Here is a 16,326-nt window from a genome sequence, read left to right as displayed (position 1 = left end):
AGGAGTGCATGAATCGCCGCAACCCACTCCGGGCCCTGGCGGCCCTTGTCGTCGCGACCACCGCTCTGGGCGTCCTGCCCGCGGCGGAAGCCGCGCCGCTGCCGTCCGGACCAGGGACCGACCACGCCTACGACGACCCGTTCACCGCCGACCGGACGCGCTGGTGGCGCGACGACCGCTTCGGCCAGTTCATCCACTTCGGTGCGTACTCCCAGCTTCAAGGGAAGTACCAACGCCCTGACGGAAGCGTTTGCCAGGACGCCGAGTGGATCCAGCGGAACTGCCAGATCCCGCGCGCCGAATACGAGCAGATCGCCGCGAAGTTCAACCCGGCCGGGTTCGACGCGAACGCCATCGCGCAGTCGGCGAAGGACGCCGGGCAGAAGTACATGGTGATCACGTCGAAGCACCACGAGGGCTACGCGATGTGGCCGACGAAGGTCAACAAGTTCAACCTCCGCGACCACTCGGCGTTCGACAAGAAGCGCGACATCCTCGCCGAACTGAAACGCGCGACGGCCGCGCGGGACGTCAAACTCGGTTTCTACTACTCGATCTGGGACTGGCACGACCCGGACTTCCCCGATCCGGCGACGTTCCCGAAGTACAAGGAACGGATGTACGCCCAGCTCAAGGAACTCGTCGACAACTATCACCCGGCGGTGCTGTGGTTCGACGGCGAATGGAGCACTGACCGGCCCAACAACCCGTGGACCGAAAAGGACGGTGAAGAGCTGGAGGCGTACGTTCGCAGCCTCGATCCGTCCATTGTGGTCAACAACCGTGTCGGCAAACGCCGGGTGGTCGACGGCGACACAGGAACTCCCGAACAGGAGATCCCGGACAAGCCGGTCGACGGGCAGCTGTGGGAGTCGTGCATGACCCTCAACGGCAGCTGGGGGTACACCGATTGGGACCACAACTGGAAATCCTCGGCGGATCTGACCAGGAAACTGCTCTCGATCGCCGGCCGCAGCGGCAACTTCCTGCTCAACGTCGGACCCGATCGCAACGGCCGGGTGCCGAAGGAATCCATCGACAGGCTGAAGCAGATGGGCCAGTGGCTTCGGACGAACGGCCACTCCGCCGCCGTCTACGGAGCGGGCACGCCGGGGATCGTCGCCGAACCTCAGTGGGGTGTGGTGAGTCGCCGGGGCGGCAAGCTCTACGCGTCGGTGTTCGACTGGCCCGCTTCGGGCGGTTCGCTGACGCTCGACACGTTGGCGCCGTTCCGGGTCCGCGACGCGCGGGTGCTCGGCAGCGGGCAGCGCGTGAAGGTCGAGCAGTCGTCCGGAAGCGTGAAACTCACGCCGTCGGGCGGCCGGACGAACGACGTCGCGACCGTCATCGAACTGAGTGTCGACCCGCTGCCCCAGGCCCCCGCCGGACGCGGGACCGGACTGACCGCCGAGTACTGGCCGAACGCGGACTTCACCGGGACGCCGACGGTGCGCCGGGTCGAGCCGGGCGTGAACCACAACTGGAAGTTCACCGGATCACCCGACGCGAAGATCCCGGCGGAGTCCTTCTCGTCGCGATGGAGCGGCAAGGTGACCGCGCGGGACACCGGGAAGTACACGTTCACCACGGTTTCGGACGACACCGTACGGCTGTGGGTCGACGGGAAACTCCTGATCGACAACACCACCCCGCACGGCCCTGCTGTCGACAAAGCGACTCTGGACCTGGTCGCCGGGAAGTCGTACGCGATCCGGCTCGAACACACCGAACGAGGCGGTGAGGCGTCGATGAAGCTGCTGTGGTCCAGCCCGAACACCCCTCAGCAGGTGATCCCGGCGCGGCAGCTGCACCCGGTCGGTTGATTGTTCGGTACAGGTGGTCGTGAGTGGCGTTTCGGGTTCTAACCCGAAACGCCACTCACGACCCACGCGACCCCACGCTTATCCCGCGCTTACCCCCATCCGGGGCAGACTGGCCAGGTGAGAGTGCTGGTGGTGGAAGACGAGCGGCTCCTGGCGGACACGATCGCCGAGGGCCTGCGACGGTTCTCCATGGCCGTCGACGTCTGCTACGACGGCGCGCAGGCCCTGGACCGGGTGGGGGTGCACGGCTACGACGTCGTCGTGCTCGACCGGGATCTCCCCGTCGTGCACGGCGACGAGGTCTGCGCCGCGGTGATCCGCACCGGCGGCGAGGCGCGGGTCCTGATGCTGACCGCCGCGGCCGACGTCAACGACCGGGTCGCCGGGCTGGGTCTCGGCGCCGACGACTACCTGACGAAACCGTTCGCGTTCGCCGAACTCGTCGCGCGGGTGCAGGCGCTGTCGCGGCGCGCACGGCCGGCGTTGCCGCCGGTGCTGCGACGCGGCGGTGTCGTCCTCGACCTGCCGCGTCACCAGGCGTCCCGCGACGGCCGGTTCCTTCCCTTGTCCCCCAAGGAATTCGCGGTACTGGAGGTGCTCATGCGCGCCGAAGGGAACGTGGTCAGCGCGGAGGAACTGCTGGAGAAGGCGTGGGACGAACACGCCGACCCGTTCACGAACGCCGTCCGGGTGGCGATGATGACGTTGCGGCGCAAACTCGGCGAACCGCCGCTGATCGACACCGTGCCCGGCGCCGGTTACCGGTTCGGGTCGTGAAACCGCTCCGGCTCTCCGTCCGCACCAAGCTGACGGCGCTCTACGGCGGGGCGTTCCTGCTCGTCGGGCTCGCGTTGCTGGTCGTCAACTACCTGCTGGTGAGCTCGACGCTGCCGGATACGGCGGCGTTCGCGAGCGACGCGGCGGGCATCGCGGTCCAGCGCGCGTATCCCATGGACACGACGACCATCCTGCCCGTGGAGCGCGCTCAGGCCACGCAACTGGTCGCGACCTCGATCACGGAGTACCGCTCGGACGTCCTTTCGGCGCTGCTGTGGCAGTCGCTGGTGGCGCTGGCGATCGCCGGCGCGCTCGCGGTGCTGCTCGGCTGGCTGATGGCGAGCCGGGTGCTGCGGCCGCTGCACGCGATCACGTCGACCGCACGGAAACTCGAGGTCGAAAACCTCGACCGGCGCATCGATCTCGACGGCCCCGACGACGAACTCAAGGAACTCGCCGACACCTTCGACGGCATGCTCGACCGGCTCGCCGTGTCGTTCGAGAGCCAGAAACGCTTCGTCGCCAACGCTTCCCACGAACTGCGGACCCCGCTCGCGGTGCAGCGCACGCTGGTCGAGGTCGCGATGGCCGATCCCGACGTGAGCCCCGAGGTCCGGAAACTCGGCGAGCACCTGATCTACACCAACGAACGCAGCGAACGGATGATCGAGGGCCTGCTCGTGCTCGCCCGCAGCGACCGCGGCCTGGCGGCACGCGGCCCCGTCCGGCTGGACGAGGTCGCGGCGACGGTGATCCGGTCGGCGGCGGCCATGGCCGGGGAAGCGGGGGTCACTGTGGAGTCACGGCTGCGGCCGCGGACGGTGTCCGGCGATCCCGTGCTGCTGGAGCGCCTGGTCACGAACCTCGTGCACAACGCGATCACCTACAACCGCAAGGGCGGCTGGATCCACATCGACATCGGCGGCGACCCGGCGCTGGTCGTGCGCAACACCGGCCCGCAAGTGCCGCTGGACGCCGTACCCGCGCTGTTCGAGCCGTTCCGGCGGCTCTCGGGCGACCGGACCGGCGACTCCCGCAACGCCGGGCTCGGCCTGTCGATCGTCCGGTCCATCGCGAAGGCGCACAGCGGGACCGCCGGGGCGGAACCGGGCGGACGCGGCGGCGGGCTCGTCGTCCGGGTGCGGCTTCCGTAGATTCCCCCGATCGTGACTGTGCGTGTCCGGCGCGTCACACGGCGGGCCGCCCGTCGCTCCCGCAGAATTCCCCTTGCCGTCATGAACAAAATAGTGAGCAGGACACATGACATCGGCGCGCCTCACACGTCAAGGCGACGCGCCGTTTTACCGTGGACACCCACAAAGGTGAAGAAGTCGGGGAGGCGAGAATGAGAGCGCTACGGGTGGTCGGGCTGCACGAGGACGGTAAGTCCATCGTGTGTGAAGACCCGGCGAGCCGCACGCGTTTCCTGCTCCCCGCAGATGAGAGGCTGCGAGCGGCGGCGAGGGGTGACATCACCCGCCTCGGCCAGATCGAGATCGAGTTGGAGAGCCAAATGCGGCCACGCGAGATCCAGGCACGAATCCGGGCCGGTGAGTCCGTGGAGCAGGTCGCGAGCGGCGCCGGCGTCACCGTGCAGCGCGTCGAGCGGTTCGCGTACCCGGTCCTGCTCGAGCGATCCCGCACCGCCGAACTGGCCCAGCGGGCGCATCCGGTCCGCGAGGACGGCCCCGACGTACAGACGCTCGGCGAGGTCGTGGCGCACTCCTTCGGGCAGCGCGGACACGACTACAGCCAGGCGACCTGGGACTCCTGGCGAGGCGACGACGGCAAGTGGGTCGTCGTGCTGAGCTGGAAGGCAGGCCGTTCGGACAACCGCGCGCACTGGTCGTTCTCGCCCGGCGCGCACGGCGGCACCGTACAGGCCCTCGACGAGAACGCCGAAGTCCTGCTCAACCCCAACGCCTACCGCGCCCCGCGCACGGTCCGGGCGCTGGACCCCGGCAGGGAAGCGGTCATCCAGCCCACCCTGGATTCGGTGCCCGACGAGCCGGTCGCGAAGGTGATCGACGCGCCGATCGCGGAACCCGAAGAAGATGTCGAGCCACCACTTCCGGCTGACGAGCCGGAGGAAGTGGCCGAGCCAGCTCCACGGGCGAAGGGGAAGAAGAACCACCCCATCGTTCCATCCTGGGAAGACGTCCTACTGGGCGTCCGATCACAACGAGGTTGAATTCGCACGTAATGGCCCCTTCCGGTGGAGGGGCCATTACGTGCGTCCAGGGACCTGCATGATCAGGGATTTGGGCGCCACGAGGCAATACGCGTCGGTGACGATCCGCTCGATTTCGGCCCAGTCGACGTCGATGTCCAGCCGGACCCCGAGCCAGCCCCGATGCCCGACGTACGGCGGCCGGAAGAACCGTTCCGGCTCGGCGCCCACCAGTTCCTCCTGCGCCCCGGGCGGCGCCGGGCACCAGAAGGCGACCTTGTCGTCGTGATGCCGGTCGGCGTACATGACGAACGTCTTCTTGCCGCGCACGAACCAGGTCGGCTCGCCGTGGCTGAGCCGCTCGGAAGTCTCCGGCAGCGCGAGACACAGCCGTCTGAGTGAACTGAGCGGGTCACGTGTCATGGGGCTCTCCTTATTGAGGGGTAAGGCAAACGTGGCGCGATGCCAAGGCGTGTCGCGGGGTGGTCGTGAGTGGTAAGTGACGTTCTAACGTCACTTACCACTCACGACCACCCCGCGGCCCCCCGGCCCTTGGACACTCCGCCCGACAAAGACACGTTTGACCTTCGGCTCTTTAGAAGACGACGATCAGCACGCCGATCCACGCGATCACGATTCCCGCGGCCGCGCCGAAGGACGCCCACCGCACGATCGGCACCCGCCGCGCGAGCCACAGCGAGGGCGTGATCCCGGCGGTCACGACGACCGACGCGAGCAGTGCGAGCCAGCCGTTGGTCTCGCGCGCGAGGGTGTTCGCCAGCGCCAGCATCGCCACGACGACCACGGCCGCGACGAACGCGGAGACGGTCAGCCCGGTCAGCCACGGCGTCGGTTCCCCGGCGGGATCCGGGGTGCCGAAAAGCCGCCGCGCGAGTTCGTTGCGGGGCGAGGGGGTGGGCGGGTCGATGATCACGCCGTCGCCGGAGACGGGGTCGACGTACCGCACCGAGGTGCCCATCGTGGCGGCGACCCGCTGGGCGAGCTGGCGGCCTCGCTGGGAAACCACGGAAGCGGCCTCGGTGCCGGAGGAGCCGACGGCGGACGCGACGCGGGCCCATTCGTGCAACGCCTGCGCGAGGTCCGAACCGATCGCGAGCGAATGCGGGTCCACCTCGTGCGCGCTGTCGCCGCCACGCCCGGCCAGCACCGCACGGCCCTCACGGATCCGCAATTCCATCGGTTCTCCTCGTGGTCGCCTCGGGTGCTCACGATAGCGGTGGACGCGTCTCGTAGAACGCGATCGCGCCCGCCGTGGCGACATTCAGCGAATCGACGCCTTCGGGCATCGGGATCCGCACCGCGACGTCGGCGGCGGCGATGGCCTCGTCGGTCAGGCCGGGGCCCTCGGCGCCCAGCATCAGCGCCACCTTCCCCGGGGTCTGGTCGCGTAACTGGCGCAGCGAAACGGAATCCGCACGAGGAGTGAGGGCCGCGATACGGAAACCGCGTTCCCGCAGCAGTTCCAGGTCACCGGGCCAGGATCCGACGGTGGCGAACGGCACGCGCAGGACGTGCCCCATCGAAACGCGGACGCTGCGCCGGTACAGCGGGTCGGAGCAACCGGCGCCGAGCAGGATCCCGTCGACCCCGAGCGCGGCCGCGTTGCGGAACAGCGAACCGAGATTCTCGTGGTCACCGACGCCTTCGAGGACGGCGAGGACGCGTGCGCCGTCGATGACGTCCTCGACCGCCAGCGACGGGACCGGCCGGCCCGCGACGGCGAGTATCCCGCGATTCAGGTGGAAGCCGACCACTTCGGCCATCGTCTCGGCCGACGTCACATAGCCGGGGACGTCTACGCGGGCCAGGTCGTCGCCCAGTTCCCGGAACCGCCGTTCCACGCCGAGCAGGGCGCGGACCGGATAGCGGGAGTTGAGCAGCCGTTCGACCACGACGGTGCCTTCGGCGATCACAAAGCCACGCCCACCCGGCCTATCGGGACGCCGATCGGCTGTGGACAAGTCGCGGAAATCGTCGAGCCGCGGGTCGCCGGAGTCGTCGATGGTGATCAGTTCAGCCACCCGGAGAGTGTGTCATCCGCCCCCCGCGCGCCGGTTTCGTCCGAACGTCAACGGAGAGGTAGTACGAACGGCGGTATTTTGCTGTAAGTTAACCCCTAGTGACAGAGAGCACCAGTTTGGCCGCTAGCCGGGCGATGGCGAGGCGTGAAACCGTTGGGCCGCCTGGCAGTCCCGCCTGGATCCCGCGGAGCGTGGCCAATGAGGAGCTCGACGAACATGGGTAAGAATCTTTCGGCGGACCCCTGTGAGCCGCAGGATCGCGGACGTTACCGCCGGAAGGTACAGCGCTGCCTCGACACCTTGGCCCGGATGCTCACCGATGGCAGTTTTTCCTTCCCGCGCAAGAATATCGGGCTCGAGGTGGAACTCAACCTCGTCGACGCGGAACTGCGCCCGTCGATGACGAACACGACGGTGCTCGAGGCGCTGAACGATCCGTCGTTCACCACCGAGCTCGGTCAGCACAACCTGGAGCTCAACGTGCCGCCGCGGCCGCTGGCCGGCGAGTCCGCGCTGCAATTGGAGGACGACCTCCACGCGTATCTGGGCGCCGCCTCGCGTAAGGCGGAGGAATCCGGCGCCTCGCTGGCGATGATCGGTATCCTCCCGACGCTGCGGCACGAGCATTTCGATCAGAAGTGGCTCACCAACAACGCCCGGTATTCGCTGCTCAACGACCGGATCTTCGCCGCGCGCGGCGAGCGCACCGTGCTCTCGATGGAGGGCGCGCCGCTGCCCGGAAGACAGCCCGAGCGGTTGCGCAGTTACTCCGAATCGATCCTCCCCGAGGCCGCCTGCACCTCCGTCCAGCTGCATCTTCAGGTGGCGCCGGAGGAGTTCGCGGCGCACTGGAACGCGGCACAGGCACTGGCGGGCGTCCAGATCGCGGTGGGCGCGAACTCGCCGTTCCTGCTCGGCAAGGCGCTCTGGCACGAGACGCGGATCCCGCTGTTCCTGCAGGCCACGGACACCCGGCCGGAGGAGCTGAAGAACCAGGGCGTGCGGCCGAGGGTGTGGTTCGGCGAGCGGTGGATCACCTCGATCTTCGACCTGTTCGAGGAGAACGTCCGGTACTTCCCCGGTCTGCTGCCCGAGACCGACCGCGAGGATCCGATCGAGGCGCTCGACTCCGGTCAGGCCCCGAAACTCACCGAACTGCGGATGCACAACGGCACCGTCTGGCGCTGGAACCGGCCGGTCTACGACGTCGTCGACGGTCTGCCGCATCTGCGGGTGGAGAACCGTGTGCTGCCCGCGGGCCCGACCGTCGTCGACATGGTCGCGAACGCCGCCTTCTTCTATGGCGCGCAACGGGCCCTCGCCGAAGCCGACCGTCCAGTGTGGACACAGATGTCGTTCCAGGCGGCCGAGGAGAACATGTACGCGGGGGCGCGCCGGGGTTTCGACGCGCAGCTGTACTGGCCGGGGATCGGCTGGATCCCGCCGGACGAGCTGGTGCTGCGGGTCCTGCTGCCGCTGGCACACGAGGGACTACGCCGATCGGATGTTTCGGACGAGGCGAGAGAGCGCTATCTGGGCATCATCGAGCAGCGGTGTCTCACCAGGCGGACCGGCGCGGCGTGGCAGCGGGAGTACGTCCTGCGCGCGGAGGAGCGCGGCGCCGAGCGGGAGACCGCGCTGAACCGGATGCTGGGCCGGTACCTGGAGCTGTCGGCCACGGAGACTCCGGTGCACACGTGGTCGCTTGAGGCTTAGAGTCATCTCTCAGGGAGGTGGCTCGTGCCCAAGATCATCGGCCGGTCGCTGGAGGAGCACCGGCGCGAGGTCCGCAGCAGGGTGTTCGACGTCCTGCGCGGGCAGCTGTACGAGCGCGGGTTCGACGCGATCACGCTCGCGGGTGTCGCCGCCGAAGCGGGCCTCGGCCGCACGGCGATGTACAACCACTTTCCGGACAAGGAAAGCCTGCTTGTCGCCTTCGTCGAGGATGAGGCGACGCGGTACGTCGAACGGCTGACGGCGGCCGTCGCGACCGCGGACACCCCGGTCGAGAAGCTTTCGACGTTCGTCCGGCTGCAACTGCGGGTGCTGGCCGAGTACCACCTGCCGCCGGGGACGGCGCTCGCGTCGGCGCTGGCGCCCGCCGCGTACCGGCGGATCAGCGCGCACGCCGACCCCATCACCGGCCAGCTGCGCGAGATCCTCGCCGAGGGCGTTCCGGAGGAGGATCCCGACGTGCTGATCCCGATGATCACCGCCGCGCTCGGCAGCCGCCAGGTCGTCGACGTGCCACCCGAACGGCTGGACGACGCGATCGAGGGAGCGGTCCGATTCGTGCTCAGAGCGGTCGGGATGACCGAGGACTCGAAAAATTAGGGTAGCCTAACCCGCGATTGTGCCTTACGCTCTTTCTGACAGCATGTCAGATCGATGCTTGGAGGCTCTGTCCATGCCGGTGACCACCGACGTCGAATCCGGGCCGTTCTCCGCGACCCTGCGCGCCTCCACCTTGCCCGCCCACGAGCGGGCCAACCACTCCGAGTACATGAACGCGCTGCTCGGCGGCGAGCTCTCGCTCGAGGGATACACCCGGCTGGCGATCCAGTACTACTTCATCTACCAGGCCATCGAGCAGGCCGCCGACAAGCTGGCGCAGGACCCGGTGGCGGGCAAGTTCGTCTTCGAGGAACTGCGGCGGCTGCCGAGCCTCGAACTCGACCTCGAACACCTCGTCGGCCCGGACTGGCGCGAGACCGTCCGCCCGCTGCCCTCGACCGAGCGGTACGCGCGGCGTGTCGCCGAGGCGTCGGACTGGTCCGGCGGGTTCGTCGCCCACCACTACACGCGCTACCTCGGCGACATCGCCGGCGGCCAGGTCATCCGGCGGCTGCTGGAGCGCAAGTACGAGCTCAGCGAAGCGGGGTCGCTGTTCTACCACTTCGACCAGCTGGGCAGCGCGCCGAAGTTCCGGGACAACTACCGCGAACAGCTGAACTCGGCGCCGTGGACCGAGAACGAGCGCGCGCGGCTCATCGAGGAGGCGATCGTGGCCTTCGAGTGCAACATCGCGGTGTTCGACGAGCTGGCGAGCGAACTGGACGCGTACCGGGCCGCTTGACCTCGTAAGCCGGTCACGGGTAGCCGGCGGCGGGCCGAAGGCTCCCTTCGCCGCGTCTGATGCAGCGAAAGGAGCCTTTGACTCCGGCCGGATAACCGTCCATGTCTTGAGTGCCGGCGGTTTCGCGTGTCCGGATGGACGACACACGTGATGGGATGGACGACACGCGTGTCCAGGCGGACGACTCCCGTCGGAATCCGGCCGCGCGCGTGTCGTCCATCCAGACACGTGTGTCGTCCATCGGATCACACGTGTCGTCCCATCGATCACGCGAAACCGCCACTCACGAGTGGGGCGCGGGGTAGGGCAGGCCCCACCCCGCGACCGGCGGCCCACCGGATCCCTTTACCCCGGGGAAATCCCTAGTTTTCAGCACATGTTCCGAATCGCGGCCACCGCCGCACTGCTGACCATCACGACGGTCTTGACGGCGCCCGCCGCCCAAGCGGCCACGCCCGCCTCCGCGGCGGCCGTCTTCGCCGAGATCATCCCGAGAAGCCTTGCCGAGCACCACATTCCCGGCGCCGCCGTGGTGGTCGTCGAAGGCGGCAAGACGGTGTTCTCGGCGGGCTACGGTGTGTCCTCAGTGGACACTCAGGCCAAGGTGGACCCGGAACGCACCGGGTTCCTGATCAACTCCGTCGGCAAGTCGATCGCCGCCACAGCCGCGATGCAACTCGTCGAACAGGGCAAGCTGGCGCTGGACGCCGACGTCAACACGTACCTGAAGTCGTTCAAGATCCCCGAAACCTTCCCCGGCCGTCCGGTCACCCTGTTCTCCCTGCTGACCCACACCGCGGGTTTCGAAGACCGCGTGTACCGGATGTTCACCCCTCGGGACGAGAAACTGCCGTCGCTCGCGGAACACCTCGCGAACGAGATGCCCACGCGCGTCCGCCCACCCGGCGAGGTCGCCCTGTATTCGAACTACGGCTTCGCGCTGGCCGGGTATCTCGTGGAACTGGCGTCGGGACAGTCCTATGCGGACTACGTGCGGCAGCACATCTTCGAGCCGTCGGGCATGAAGGACAGCAGCGTCGCCCAGCCCACTCCCGACGTGCCACTGGCGACCGGTTACCGCTGGGACGGCTCGGCTCAGGTCGTCCCGCCGGCGAACTTCGGCCCCGAACCGCCCGCCGGTGACGGGAACGTCGCCACTCCGGCCGACATGGGCCGCTACCTGTCCGCGAACCTCGTCCCCGGCACGTTCAGCCGCCCGTTGCTCGACCAGTTGCACGGCGCGCGGTTCCGCAACGACCCGCGGCTGCCCGCGATGGGGTTCGGCTTCTCCGAGCGGTATCTGAACGGCTTGCGCCTGGTGGAGAAGACCGGCGACTCGCCGGGGTTCCTCAGTGTGCTGGAACTGATCCCGGAGAAGAACACCGGCGTGTACCTGGCGTTCAACGGCGGCGCGTTCTCCGGCGACGCCGCCGCGGTCACCGCCGAGGTACTGAAGGCCTTCGTCGACCGGCTACAGCCCGCCGCCCCCGTTCCCGCGCCCGTGGCGCTCGCGGGAGACGTCTCACGGTTCGAAGGCAGCTACAACAACACCCGGCTGGACTACGACAGCTTCACGAAGGTCCGCGCGCTCGCGGGAGGCGTCACGGTGACCGTGGACGGCGACGGCGCGCTGACGACGTCCGGTCTCGGCGAGGGGACCCGGCGGTGGACGCAGACCGAGCCCGGGCTGTTCACCGACGTGGCGGGCGAGCGGATCGCGTTCCGTGAGTCCGGCGGCCAGGTCCTGCTCTTCGCCGGTGACGACCCGAACTCCTCCTACGAACGCATGTCGTGGCTCGAATCGTCCTCCACCCACCTGCTGATCCTCGGGATCGCGCTGCCGACCCTGCTGGGCGCGCTGGTGTTCTGGCCGATCCGCGCGTTCGTCCGGCGCGGCCGGGAACGAAACCCGTCGGGCGCCCGGTTCGCGACCGCCGCCGCCTGGTCCGCGGCGCTGGCCGTCCTGCTGTTCACCGCCGGCTTCGCCCTCCTCATGAGTGATCTGAGCGCCGCCGCCGTCGCGCTGACCTCCGGGCACTCCCCCTTGCTGAGCGTCACCTTGCTCCTGCCGGACGTCGTCCTGCTCCTGACCGGCGCCGCCGTCGTCTGCACGGCACTCGCGTGGCTCCGCGGCTGGTGGAACACCCCCGCCAGGATCACCTACACGGTGGTTTCCGTGGCCTTGACGGCCTTCCTCGGGGTGATCGCCTCCTATCATCTGGTCGGGCTGCCCTACCTGGCTTGATGACCGCCGTCACATCGCCTTGACCTCCAGCTAACTGGAGCTAGCAAGGTGGGTTTCAGGCGGTGGTCCCAACGGGTACAGCCGCTACGAACGGGTCGTTCCACCTGGGGAGAAACGCGGCGCCCCCGGTCGCCGCGAACGGGTGAAGACGACTAAGTTCGTCCTTGGAAACTTGTGTCGAAGACAGAAGGAGGGCCGATGGCCCGCTACGTGCTCCCCGATCTCGACTATGACTACAGCGCCCTGGCGCCGCACATCTCCGGCGAGATCAACGAGCTGCACCACAGCAAGCACCACGCGACCTACGTCAAGGGCGCGAACGACACGCTCGACAAGATCGCCGAGGCCCGCGAGGCCGGCAACTTCGGCGACATCGTCGGCCTGCAGACCACGCTGGCGTTCCACCTCGCCGGGCACGCCAACCACGTCGTGTGGTGGAAGATCCTCTCCCCGGAAGGCGGCGACAAGCCGACCGGCGAGCTGGCCTCCGCGATCGACGAGGCGTTCGGCTCCTTCGACAAGTTCAAGGCGCAGTTCACCGCGGTCGCCACCACGATCCAGGGCAACGGCTGGGCCGCGCTCTCCTGGGACCCGATCGGCAAGACGCTGATCACCCAGCAGCTGCGCGACCACCACAACAACCTGGTCCTGCCGACCACGCCGATCCTGCTGGTCGACGTCTGGGAGCACGCGTTCTACCTGGACTACAAGAACGTGAAGCCGAAGTACGTCGAGGCCCTGTGGAACATCTTCAACTGGGCCGAGATCTCCAAGCGGTTCGACAACGCCGTCGCCGGCGGCAACGGCCTGCTGCTCGGCTGATCTTCTCGCCACGACACGGGGCTCTCCCTAACCGGGAGGGCCCCGTTTTTCGTCTTGACCTCCAGCACGGTCGAGGTGTCAAGGTTGACGCATGGACGTCGCCGCATACCTCGATCGACTCGGAGTCGACAGGCCCGCCACAGCGGACGTCGCCGCGCTGCGGACGCTGCAGGAGCGCCATCTCGCGACGGTGCCGTTCGAGAATCTGAGCATCCACCTCGGCGAGCCGATCGTCCTGGACACCGAGGCGCTGTTCGACAAGATCGTCCGGCGGGGCCGTGGCGGCTTCTGTTACGAGCTGAACGGGCTCTTCGCCGCCTTGCTGCGGGAACTGGGCTTCGACGCCGTCCTGAGGTCGGCGAAGGTCTTCCGGCCGGACGGCACCCTCGGGCCACCGTTCGACCACGCCGTCGTCAGCGTCGAATTGGACGAGCCGTGGCTGGCCGACGTCGGTTTCGGGCGGTTCAGCCGGTTTCCGCTGCGGCTGTCCGCCACCGAGGCGCAGGCCGACCCGGAGGGCGAGTTCCTGGTCCTCGACGCGCCCCACGGTGACATCGACGTCCTCCAGGACGGCAAGCCCCAGTACCGGATCGAGCGGCGGCCGCGGGCGCTGGACGAGTTCGTCCCGACGTCGTTCTGGCAGGCGACGTCACCCGACTCGCATTTCACGCGGGGGCCGACCTGTTCGCTGCCGACCAGGCACGGCCGGGTCACGCTGGCAGGTGGCAAGCTGATCGTCACGACCCACGGCGTCCGTGAGGAAACCAAGCTTTCGAGTGAGCAGGAGATCCTGGACGCCTACCGGAAGGAATTCGGGATCGAACTCGCCCGGGTGCCTTGACCGAATCGCCCTGGTCATCGACCATGAACCCGCCGGAATGAACGAAGCCCCGCCTCCGGGGGTGACCCGGTTGCGGGGCTTCGTCCGTTCCCGAACTGACTGCCGCTCCCACCACGAAGCGGACATGTATGAGGTTAGCCTAACCTCATCTCCCCGGGCAAGGGGTTCGGCCGAGAGACGCCGATCTCACCCTTCCGAGTGACGGCAGACTGTCCTCATGAGTCTTCTGAGCGGCAAGGCCGTGGTCGTCACCGGCGCCGGACAAGGCCTGGGCAGGGCATTCGCGCATCACGCGGCGTCGCAGGGCGCGGCGGTCGTGGTGAACGACGTCGAAGCGGGGCTCGCGGACGAGGTCGCGAGGGAGATCCGCGCGCTGGGCGGGCGCGCCGTGTCCAACGACGGCTCGGTCGCCGACGCCGAACTGGCCGCCGGGCTGATCGACCAGTGCGTCACCGAATTCGGCAGGCTCGACGGCCTGGTCAACAACGCCGGCGTCAACTACCGGGCCGACCCCTGGGCGGACGACCCGGCGCGGATGCGCGAAGTGGTCGAAGTCAACGTGCTCGGCCCGCTCTTCTGCGGGACCGCCGCCGCGAAAGTGCTGCGCGACCAGGGCGGCGGCGTGATCGTGAACGTGGGCTCCGGCTCGATGATCGGCCAGCGCCGCGCGGCCGCGTACTCGGCCTCGAAAGGCGCCGTCGCGTCCATGACCGCGTCCTGGGCGGCCGATCTGGCCGAACACGGCATCCGGGTCAACGCCGTCGCGCCGGTGGCCTGGACGCGGATGGCCCGGAACGACCCGACCGTCGTCCAGACTCCGGAGCACACCCCGGAGCGGGTGGCGCCGCTGGTGACGTACCTGCTCAGCGACCTTTCGGCGGGGGTCACCGGGCAGATCCTCCGGTTCCGCGGTGACATCCTGTGCGTCCTTCGACAGACCGCGATCAAGGATCCCGTCCTCGAACGCGACGCCTGGACCGCCGAAGACATCGCGGACGCGCTGGGCGGCGATCTGCGGGAGGCGCTGGAGCCGCCTCCCTCGGCCAGGTGGAAGTGACCGTTTTCGAGGCGCCGACCTGCGTCGATCCGCTAGCGTGCGCGCGTGACCACATGGGGTGTCAAGGGTTTCCTGGCGATCGTGATCGCCGGGCTCTGCGCGGGGTGCATGACGAAGGCCGACACCTACGAAGAAGGGCTCGGGCCGAAGGAACTCCCCAAGGAGTGGCCGACGGCGAACGGCCGTCCGCTGCGCCCGGTGCCGATGCCGTCCGGGGAGTTCCTGCTGGCGCTGCCGCAGGAGACCGCGGCCCAGGTGCTGTGCCAGGCGATCCCGGCGGACCGCTGGAAAACCCTGATGAGCGGCGACGTCGCGCGCGAGGTGGAGCACGGCGAGTCGTGCCACGCCGTCGGCCTGGACAGCTGGGTGCGGATCTCCTTGAACCGGACCGCCGTGGCCGACTCGCCAGGACTGGGCACACGCAAAGAGGTGACCGTCGCCGGACGCCCGGCGACCGTCGTCCTGGGCGGCTCACCGTCCTTTGTGGAGGCCAAGCTCTCCGGCACCGACGTGCGCGTGCTGCGGATCGAGACCAGCTGGACGCGTGTCCCGCCGCAGCACGACCAGAGCGAAGGCCTCCTGCTCGGGCTGACCGATGCGATACTCGGCGGCGCTTTCGGACCCGGCCCGAAACTGCCCGCCGCGAACGAACGTGACGTCATCGAACGGAAACCCGTCGAGCCGGGCGCGGGCATCCTCGACGCTCCGCTGCCCGAGATCTCGTGGAAACTGTGCACACAGATCCAACGCGCGCTCGGCCTTCCCGCCGAGGCCACGGAGCCGTACTCCGACGGGAAATGCACGGCCACCGCGACGGACGACTCGCCCATCCGGGTCGAGCACGCCGTCCTCCGGACGGAGCCCCGGGGTGAGCCGGTGGCGGGCCGCCCGGCTTCGGAGAGCGGCGGGCAGTTGAGCGTTCTGGTGACGGACAACGGTTCCGGGCAGGGGCTGCGGTTCTCGTGGCGGGATCGCTCGGAGGCGGAACTACGGGAACTGGCGGGAAAGATCTTGCCGCCACTACTGGGCGGCTGACGCTCCCCGGCCGGACGCGCGGTGCGCCCAATGTGGCTCCTGCGTACGCGTTCTCCCGGCAGTGAGGGCCTCCTTGCCTACTCTGACGGTAGCGAAGGAGGCTTTCGCTACCGTCGGATGTGATCCCTGGTAACAGTGGGACGGCTGTGACCTTGGTGGCCCGTCGTGAAGTACATGAAGGCCCCCTTCCTTGCGCTAGGCGCAAGGAAGGGGGCCTTCATGTACTTCGGCAAGGCGTGACTCGCGTGCTTGGGGACGTAACACGCGAGTGCGGTGTCGCGTCACCCAGCCCACGTCTCGCCCGAGACACGACACGTTGCCTTACCCCTCAAGGGAAAGAGGCTGGATGTGGCGACGGTGGTCGTGCTCTACCGGGCCGTCCGGCAGCACGGATGCCACGGCGCCCTCGGGTATCGACACCTACCTGCGGTCGAAGAA

General features: G+C 68.5%; 15 protein-coding genes. 12 read left to right on the top strand and 3 right to left on the bottom strand.

All coding sequences use genetic code 11. The features are described from left to right. Window positions 1–8: 8 nt before the first annotated feature. The 4 genes from DMH03_RS08920 (at window position 9) to sepH (ending at window position 4,791) form a co-directional block, all read left to right on the top strand. Window positions 9–1,823, top strand: a complete 1,815-nt coding sequence (locus DMH03_RS08920; protein ID WP_125791407.1) for an alpha-L-fucosidase — start codon at window positions 9–11, stop codon at window positions 1,821–1,823. A 117-nt stretch (window positions 1,824–1,940) separates the two neighbouring features. Next, window positions 1,941–2,600 (top strand): response regulator transcription factor, encoded by a 660-nt coding sequence (locus tag DMH03_RS08915; RefSeq protein ID WP_125791406.1) that lies wholly within the window; start codon window positions 1,941–1,943, stop codon window positions 2,598–2,600. Next, on the top strand, window positions 2,597–3,754 hold the full coding sequence (locus tag DMH03_RS08910; protein ID WP_125791405.1) for an ATP-binding protein: 1,158 nt from the start codon (window positions 2,597–2,599) through the stop codon (window positions 3,752–3,754). The genes DMH03_RS08915 and DMH03_RS08910 overlap by 4 nt, the downstream gene beginning before the upstream one ends. A 191-nt stretch (window positions 3,755–3,945) precedes the next feature. Further along, window positions 3,946–4,791, top strand: coding sequence for a septation protein SepH (gene sepH / locus DMH03_RS08905; RefSeq protein ID WP_125791404.1), 846 nt, complete (start codon window positions 3,946–3,948; stop codon window positions 4,789–4,791). Window positions 4,792–4,827: 36 nt separating this feature from the next. On the opposite strand, the gene DMH03_RS08900 is transcribed toward sepH, so the two are convergent. The 3 genes from DMH03_RS08900 to DMH03_RS08890 all read right to left on the bottom strand — a co-directional run bounded on the left by DMH03_RS08900 (window position 4,828) and on the right by DMH03_RS08890 (window position 6,812). Beyond that, complete coding sequence (locus DMH03_RS08900) at window positions 4,828–5,193, bottom strand: MmcQ/YjbR family DNA-binding protein (RefSeq protein WP_125791403.1); 366 nt, start codon at window positions 5,191–5,193, stop codon at window positions 4,828–4,830. A 172-nt stretch (window positions 5,194–5,365) separates the two neighbouring features. Then, a complete protein-coding gene (locus DMH03_RS08895) occupies window positions 5,366–5,968 on the bottom strand; it encodes a DUF2537 domain-containing protein (protein WP_125791402.1) in 603 nt (200 codons plus the stop codon). Between the two features lie 28 nt (window positions 5,969–5,996). Further along, the gene (locus DMH03_RS08890; RefSeq protein WP_125791401.1) at window positions 5,997–6,812 is read right to left on the bottom strand and encodes an RNA methyltransferase; all 816 of its coding nucleotides are present in this window, start codon (window positions 6,810–6,812) and stop codon (window positions 5,997–5,999) included. 216 nt (window positions 6,813–7,028) lie between these two features. On the opposite strand from DMH03_RS08890, the gene DMH03_RS08885 reads away from it, so the two are divergent. The 8 genes from DMH03_RS08885 (at window position 7,029) to DMH03_RS08850 (ending at window position 15,888) form a co-directional block, all read left to right on the top strand. Next, window positions 7,029–8,528 carry a glutamate-cysteine ligase family protein gene (locus DMH03_RS08885; protein WP_125782025.1) on the top strand — a complete coding sequence of 500 codons (1,500 nt, stop codon included), beginning with the start codon at window positions 7,029–7,031 and terminating at the stop codon, window positions 8,526–8,528. A gap of 24 nt (window positions 8,529–8,552) precedes the next feature. After that, window positions 8,553–9,146 (top strand): TetR/AcrR family transcriptional regulator, encoded by a 594-nt coding sequence (locus tag DMH03_RS08880; protein WP_125791400.1) that lies wholly within the window; start codon window positions 8,553–8,555, stop codon window positions 9,144–9,146. Between the two features lie 73 nt (window positions 9,147–9,219). Beyond that, a complete protein-coding gene (locus DMH03_RS08875; protein ID WP_125791399.1) occupies window positions 9,220–9,888 on the top strand; it encodes a heme oxygenase (biliverdin-producing) in 669 nt (222 codons plus the stop codon). Between the two features lie 376 nt (window positions 9,889–10,264). Further along, complete coding sequence (locus DMH03_RS08870) at window positions 10,265–12,133, top strand: serine hydrolase (protein ID WP_125791398.1); 1,869 nt, start codon at window positions 10,265–10,267, stop codon at window positions 12,131–12,133. A gap of 198 nt (window positions 12,134–12,331) precedes the next feature. After that, window positions 12,332–12,955 (top strand): superoxide dismutase, encoded by a 624-nt coding sequence (locus tag DMH03_RS08865; protein ID WP_037317970.1) that lies wholly within the window; start codon window positions 12,332–12,334, stop codon window positions 12,953–12,955. Window positions 12,956–13,046: 91 nt separating this feature from the next. Beyond that, the gene (locus DMH03_RS08860; protein ID WP_125791397.1) at window positions 13,047–13,796 is read left to right on the top strand and encodes an arylamine N-acetyltransferase; all 750 of its coding nucleotides are present in this window, start codon (window positions 13,047–13,049) and stop codon (window positions 13,794–13,796) included. Window positions 13,797–14,013: 217 nt separating this feature from the next. Beyond that, window positions 14,014–14,853 carry an SDR family NAD(P)-dependent oxidoreductase gene (locus tag DMH03_RS08855; protein WP_125791396.1) on the top strand — a complete coding sequence of 280 codons (840 nt, stop codon included), beginning with the start codon at window positions 14,014–14,016 and terminating at the stop codon, window positions 14,851–14,853. Between the two features lie 45 nt (window positions 14,854–14,898). Beyond that, window positions 14,899–15,888: a hypothetical protein gene (locus DMH03_RS08850; protein WP_125791395.1), complete on the top strand. Its 990-nt coding sequence runs from the start codon at window positions 14,899–14,901 to the stop codon at window positions 15,886–15,888. Window positions 15,889–16,326 lie beyond the last annotated feature (438 nt).

It is taken from the genome of Amycolatopsis sp. WAC 01376 (assembly GCF_003947415.1).
GTDB lineage: Bacteria > Actinomycetota > Actinomycetes > Mycobacteriales > Pseudonocardiaceae > Amycolatopsis.
Note: the sequence above shows the minus strand (reverse complement) of the source record. Positions and strands in the feature narration are given on the sequence as shown.

Coding starts and splice junctions, on each gene's coding strand:
- DMH03_RS08920 (WP_125791407.1), top strand. CDS start 9: ATGAATCGCCGCAACCCACTCCGGGCCCTGGCGGCCCTTGTCGTCGCG.
- sepH (WP_125791404.1), top strand. CDS start 3,946: ATGAGAGCGCTACGGGTGGTCGGGCTGCACGAGGACGGTAAGTCCATC.
- DMH03_RS08900 (WP_125791403.1), bottom strand. CDS start 5,193: ATGACACGTGACCCGCTCAGTTCACTCAGACGGCTGTGTCTCGCGCTG.
- DMH03_RS08895 (WP_125791402.1), bottom strand. CDS start 5,968: ATGGAATTGCGGATCCGTGAGGGCCGTGCGGTGCTGGCCGGGCGTGGC.
- DMH03_RS08885 (WP_125782025.1), top strand. CDS start 7,029: ATGGGTAAGAATCTTTCGGCGGACCCCTGTGAGCCGCAGGATCGCGGA.
- DMH03_RS08875 (WP_125791399.1), top strand. CDS start 9,220: ATGCCGGTGACCACCGACGTCGAATCCGGGCCGTTCTCCGCGACCCTG.
- DMH03_RS08870 (WP_125791398.1), top strand. CDS start 10,265: ATGTTCCGAATCGCGGCCACCGCCGCACTGCTGACCATCACGACGGTC.
- DMH03_RS08865 (WP_037317970.1), top strand. CDS start 12,332: ATGGCCCGCTACGTGCTCCCCGATCTCGACTATGACTACAGCGCCCTG.
- DMH03_RS08860 (WP_125791397.1), top strand. CDS start 13,047: ATGGACGTCGCCGCATACCTCGATCGACTCGGAGTCGACAGGCCCGCC.
- DMH03_RS08855 (WP_125791396.1), top strand. CDS start 14,014: ATGAGTCTTCTGAGCGGCAAGGCCGTGGTCGTCACCGGCGCCGGACAA.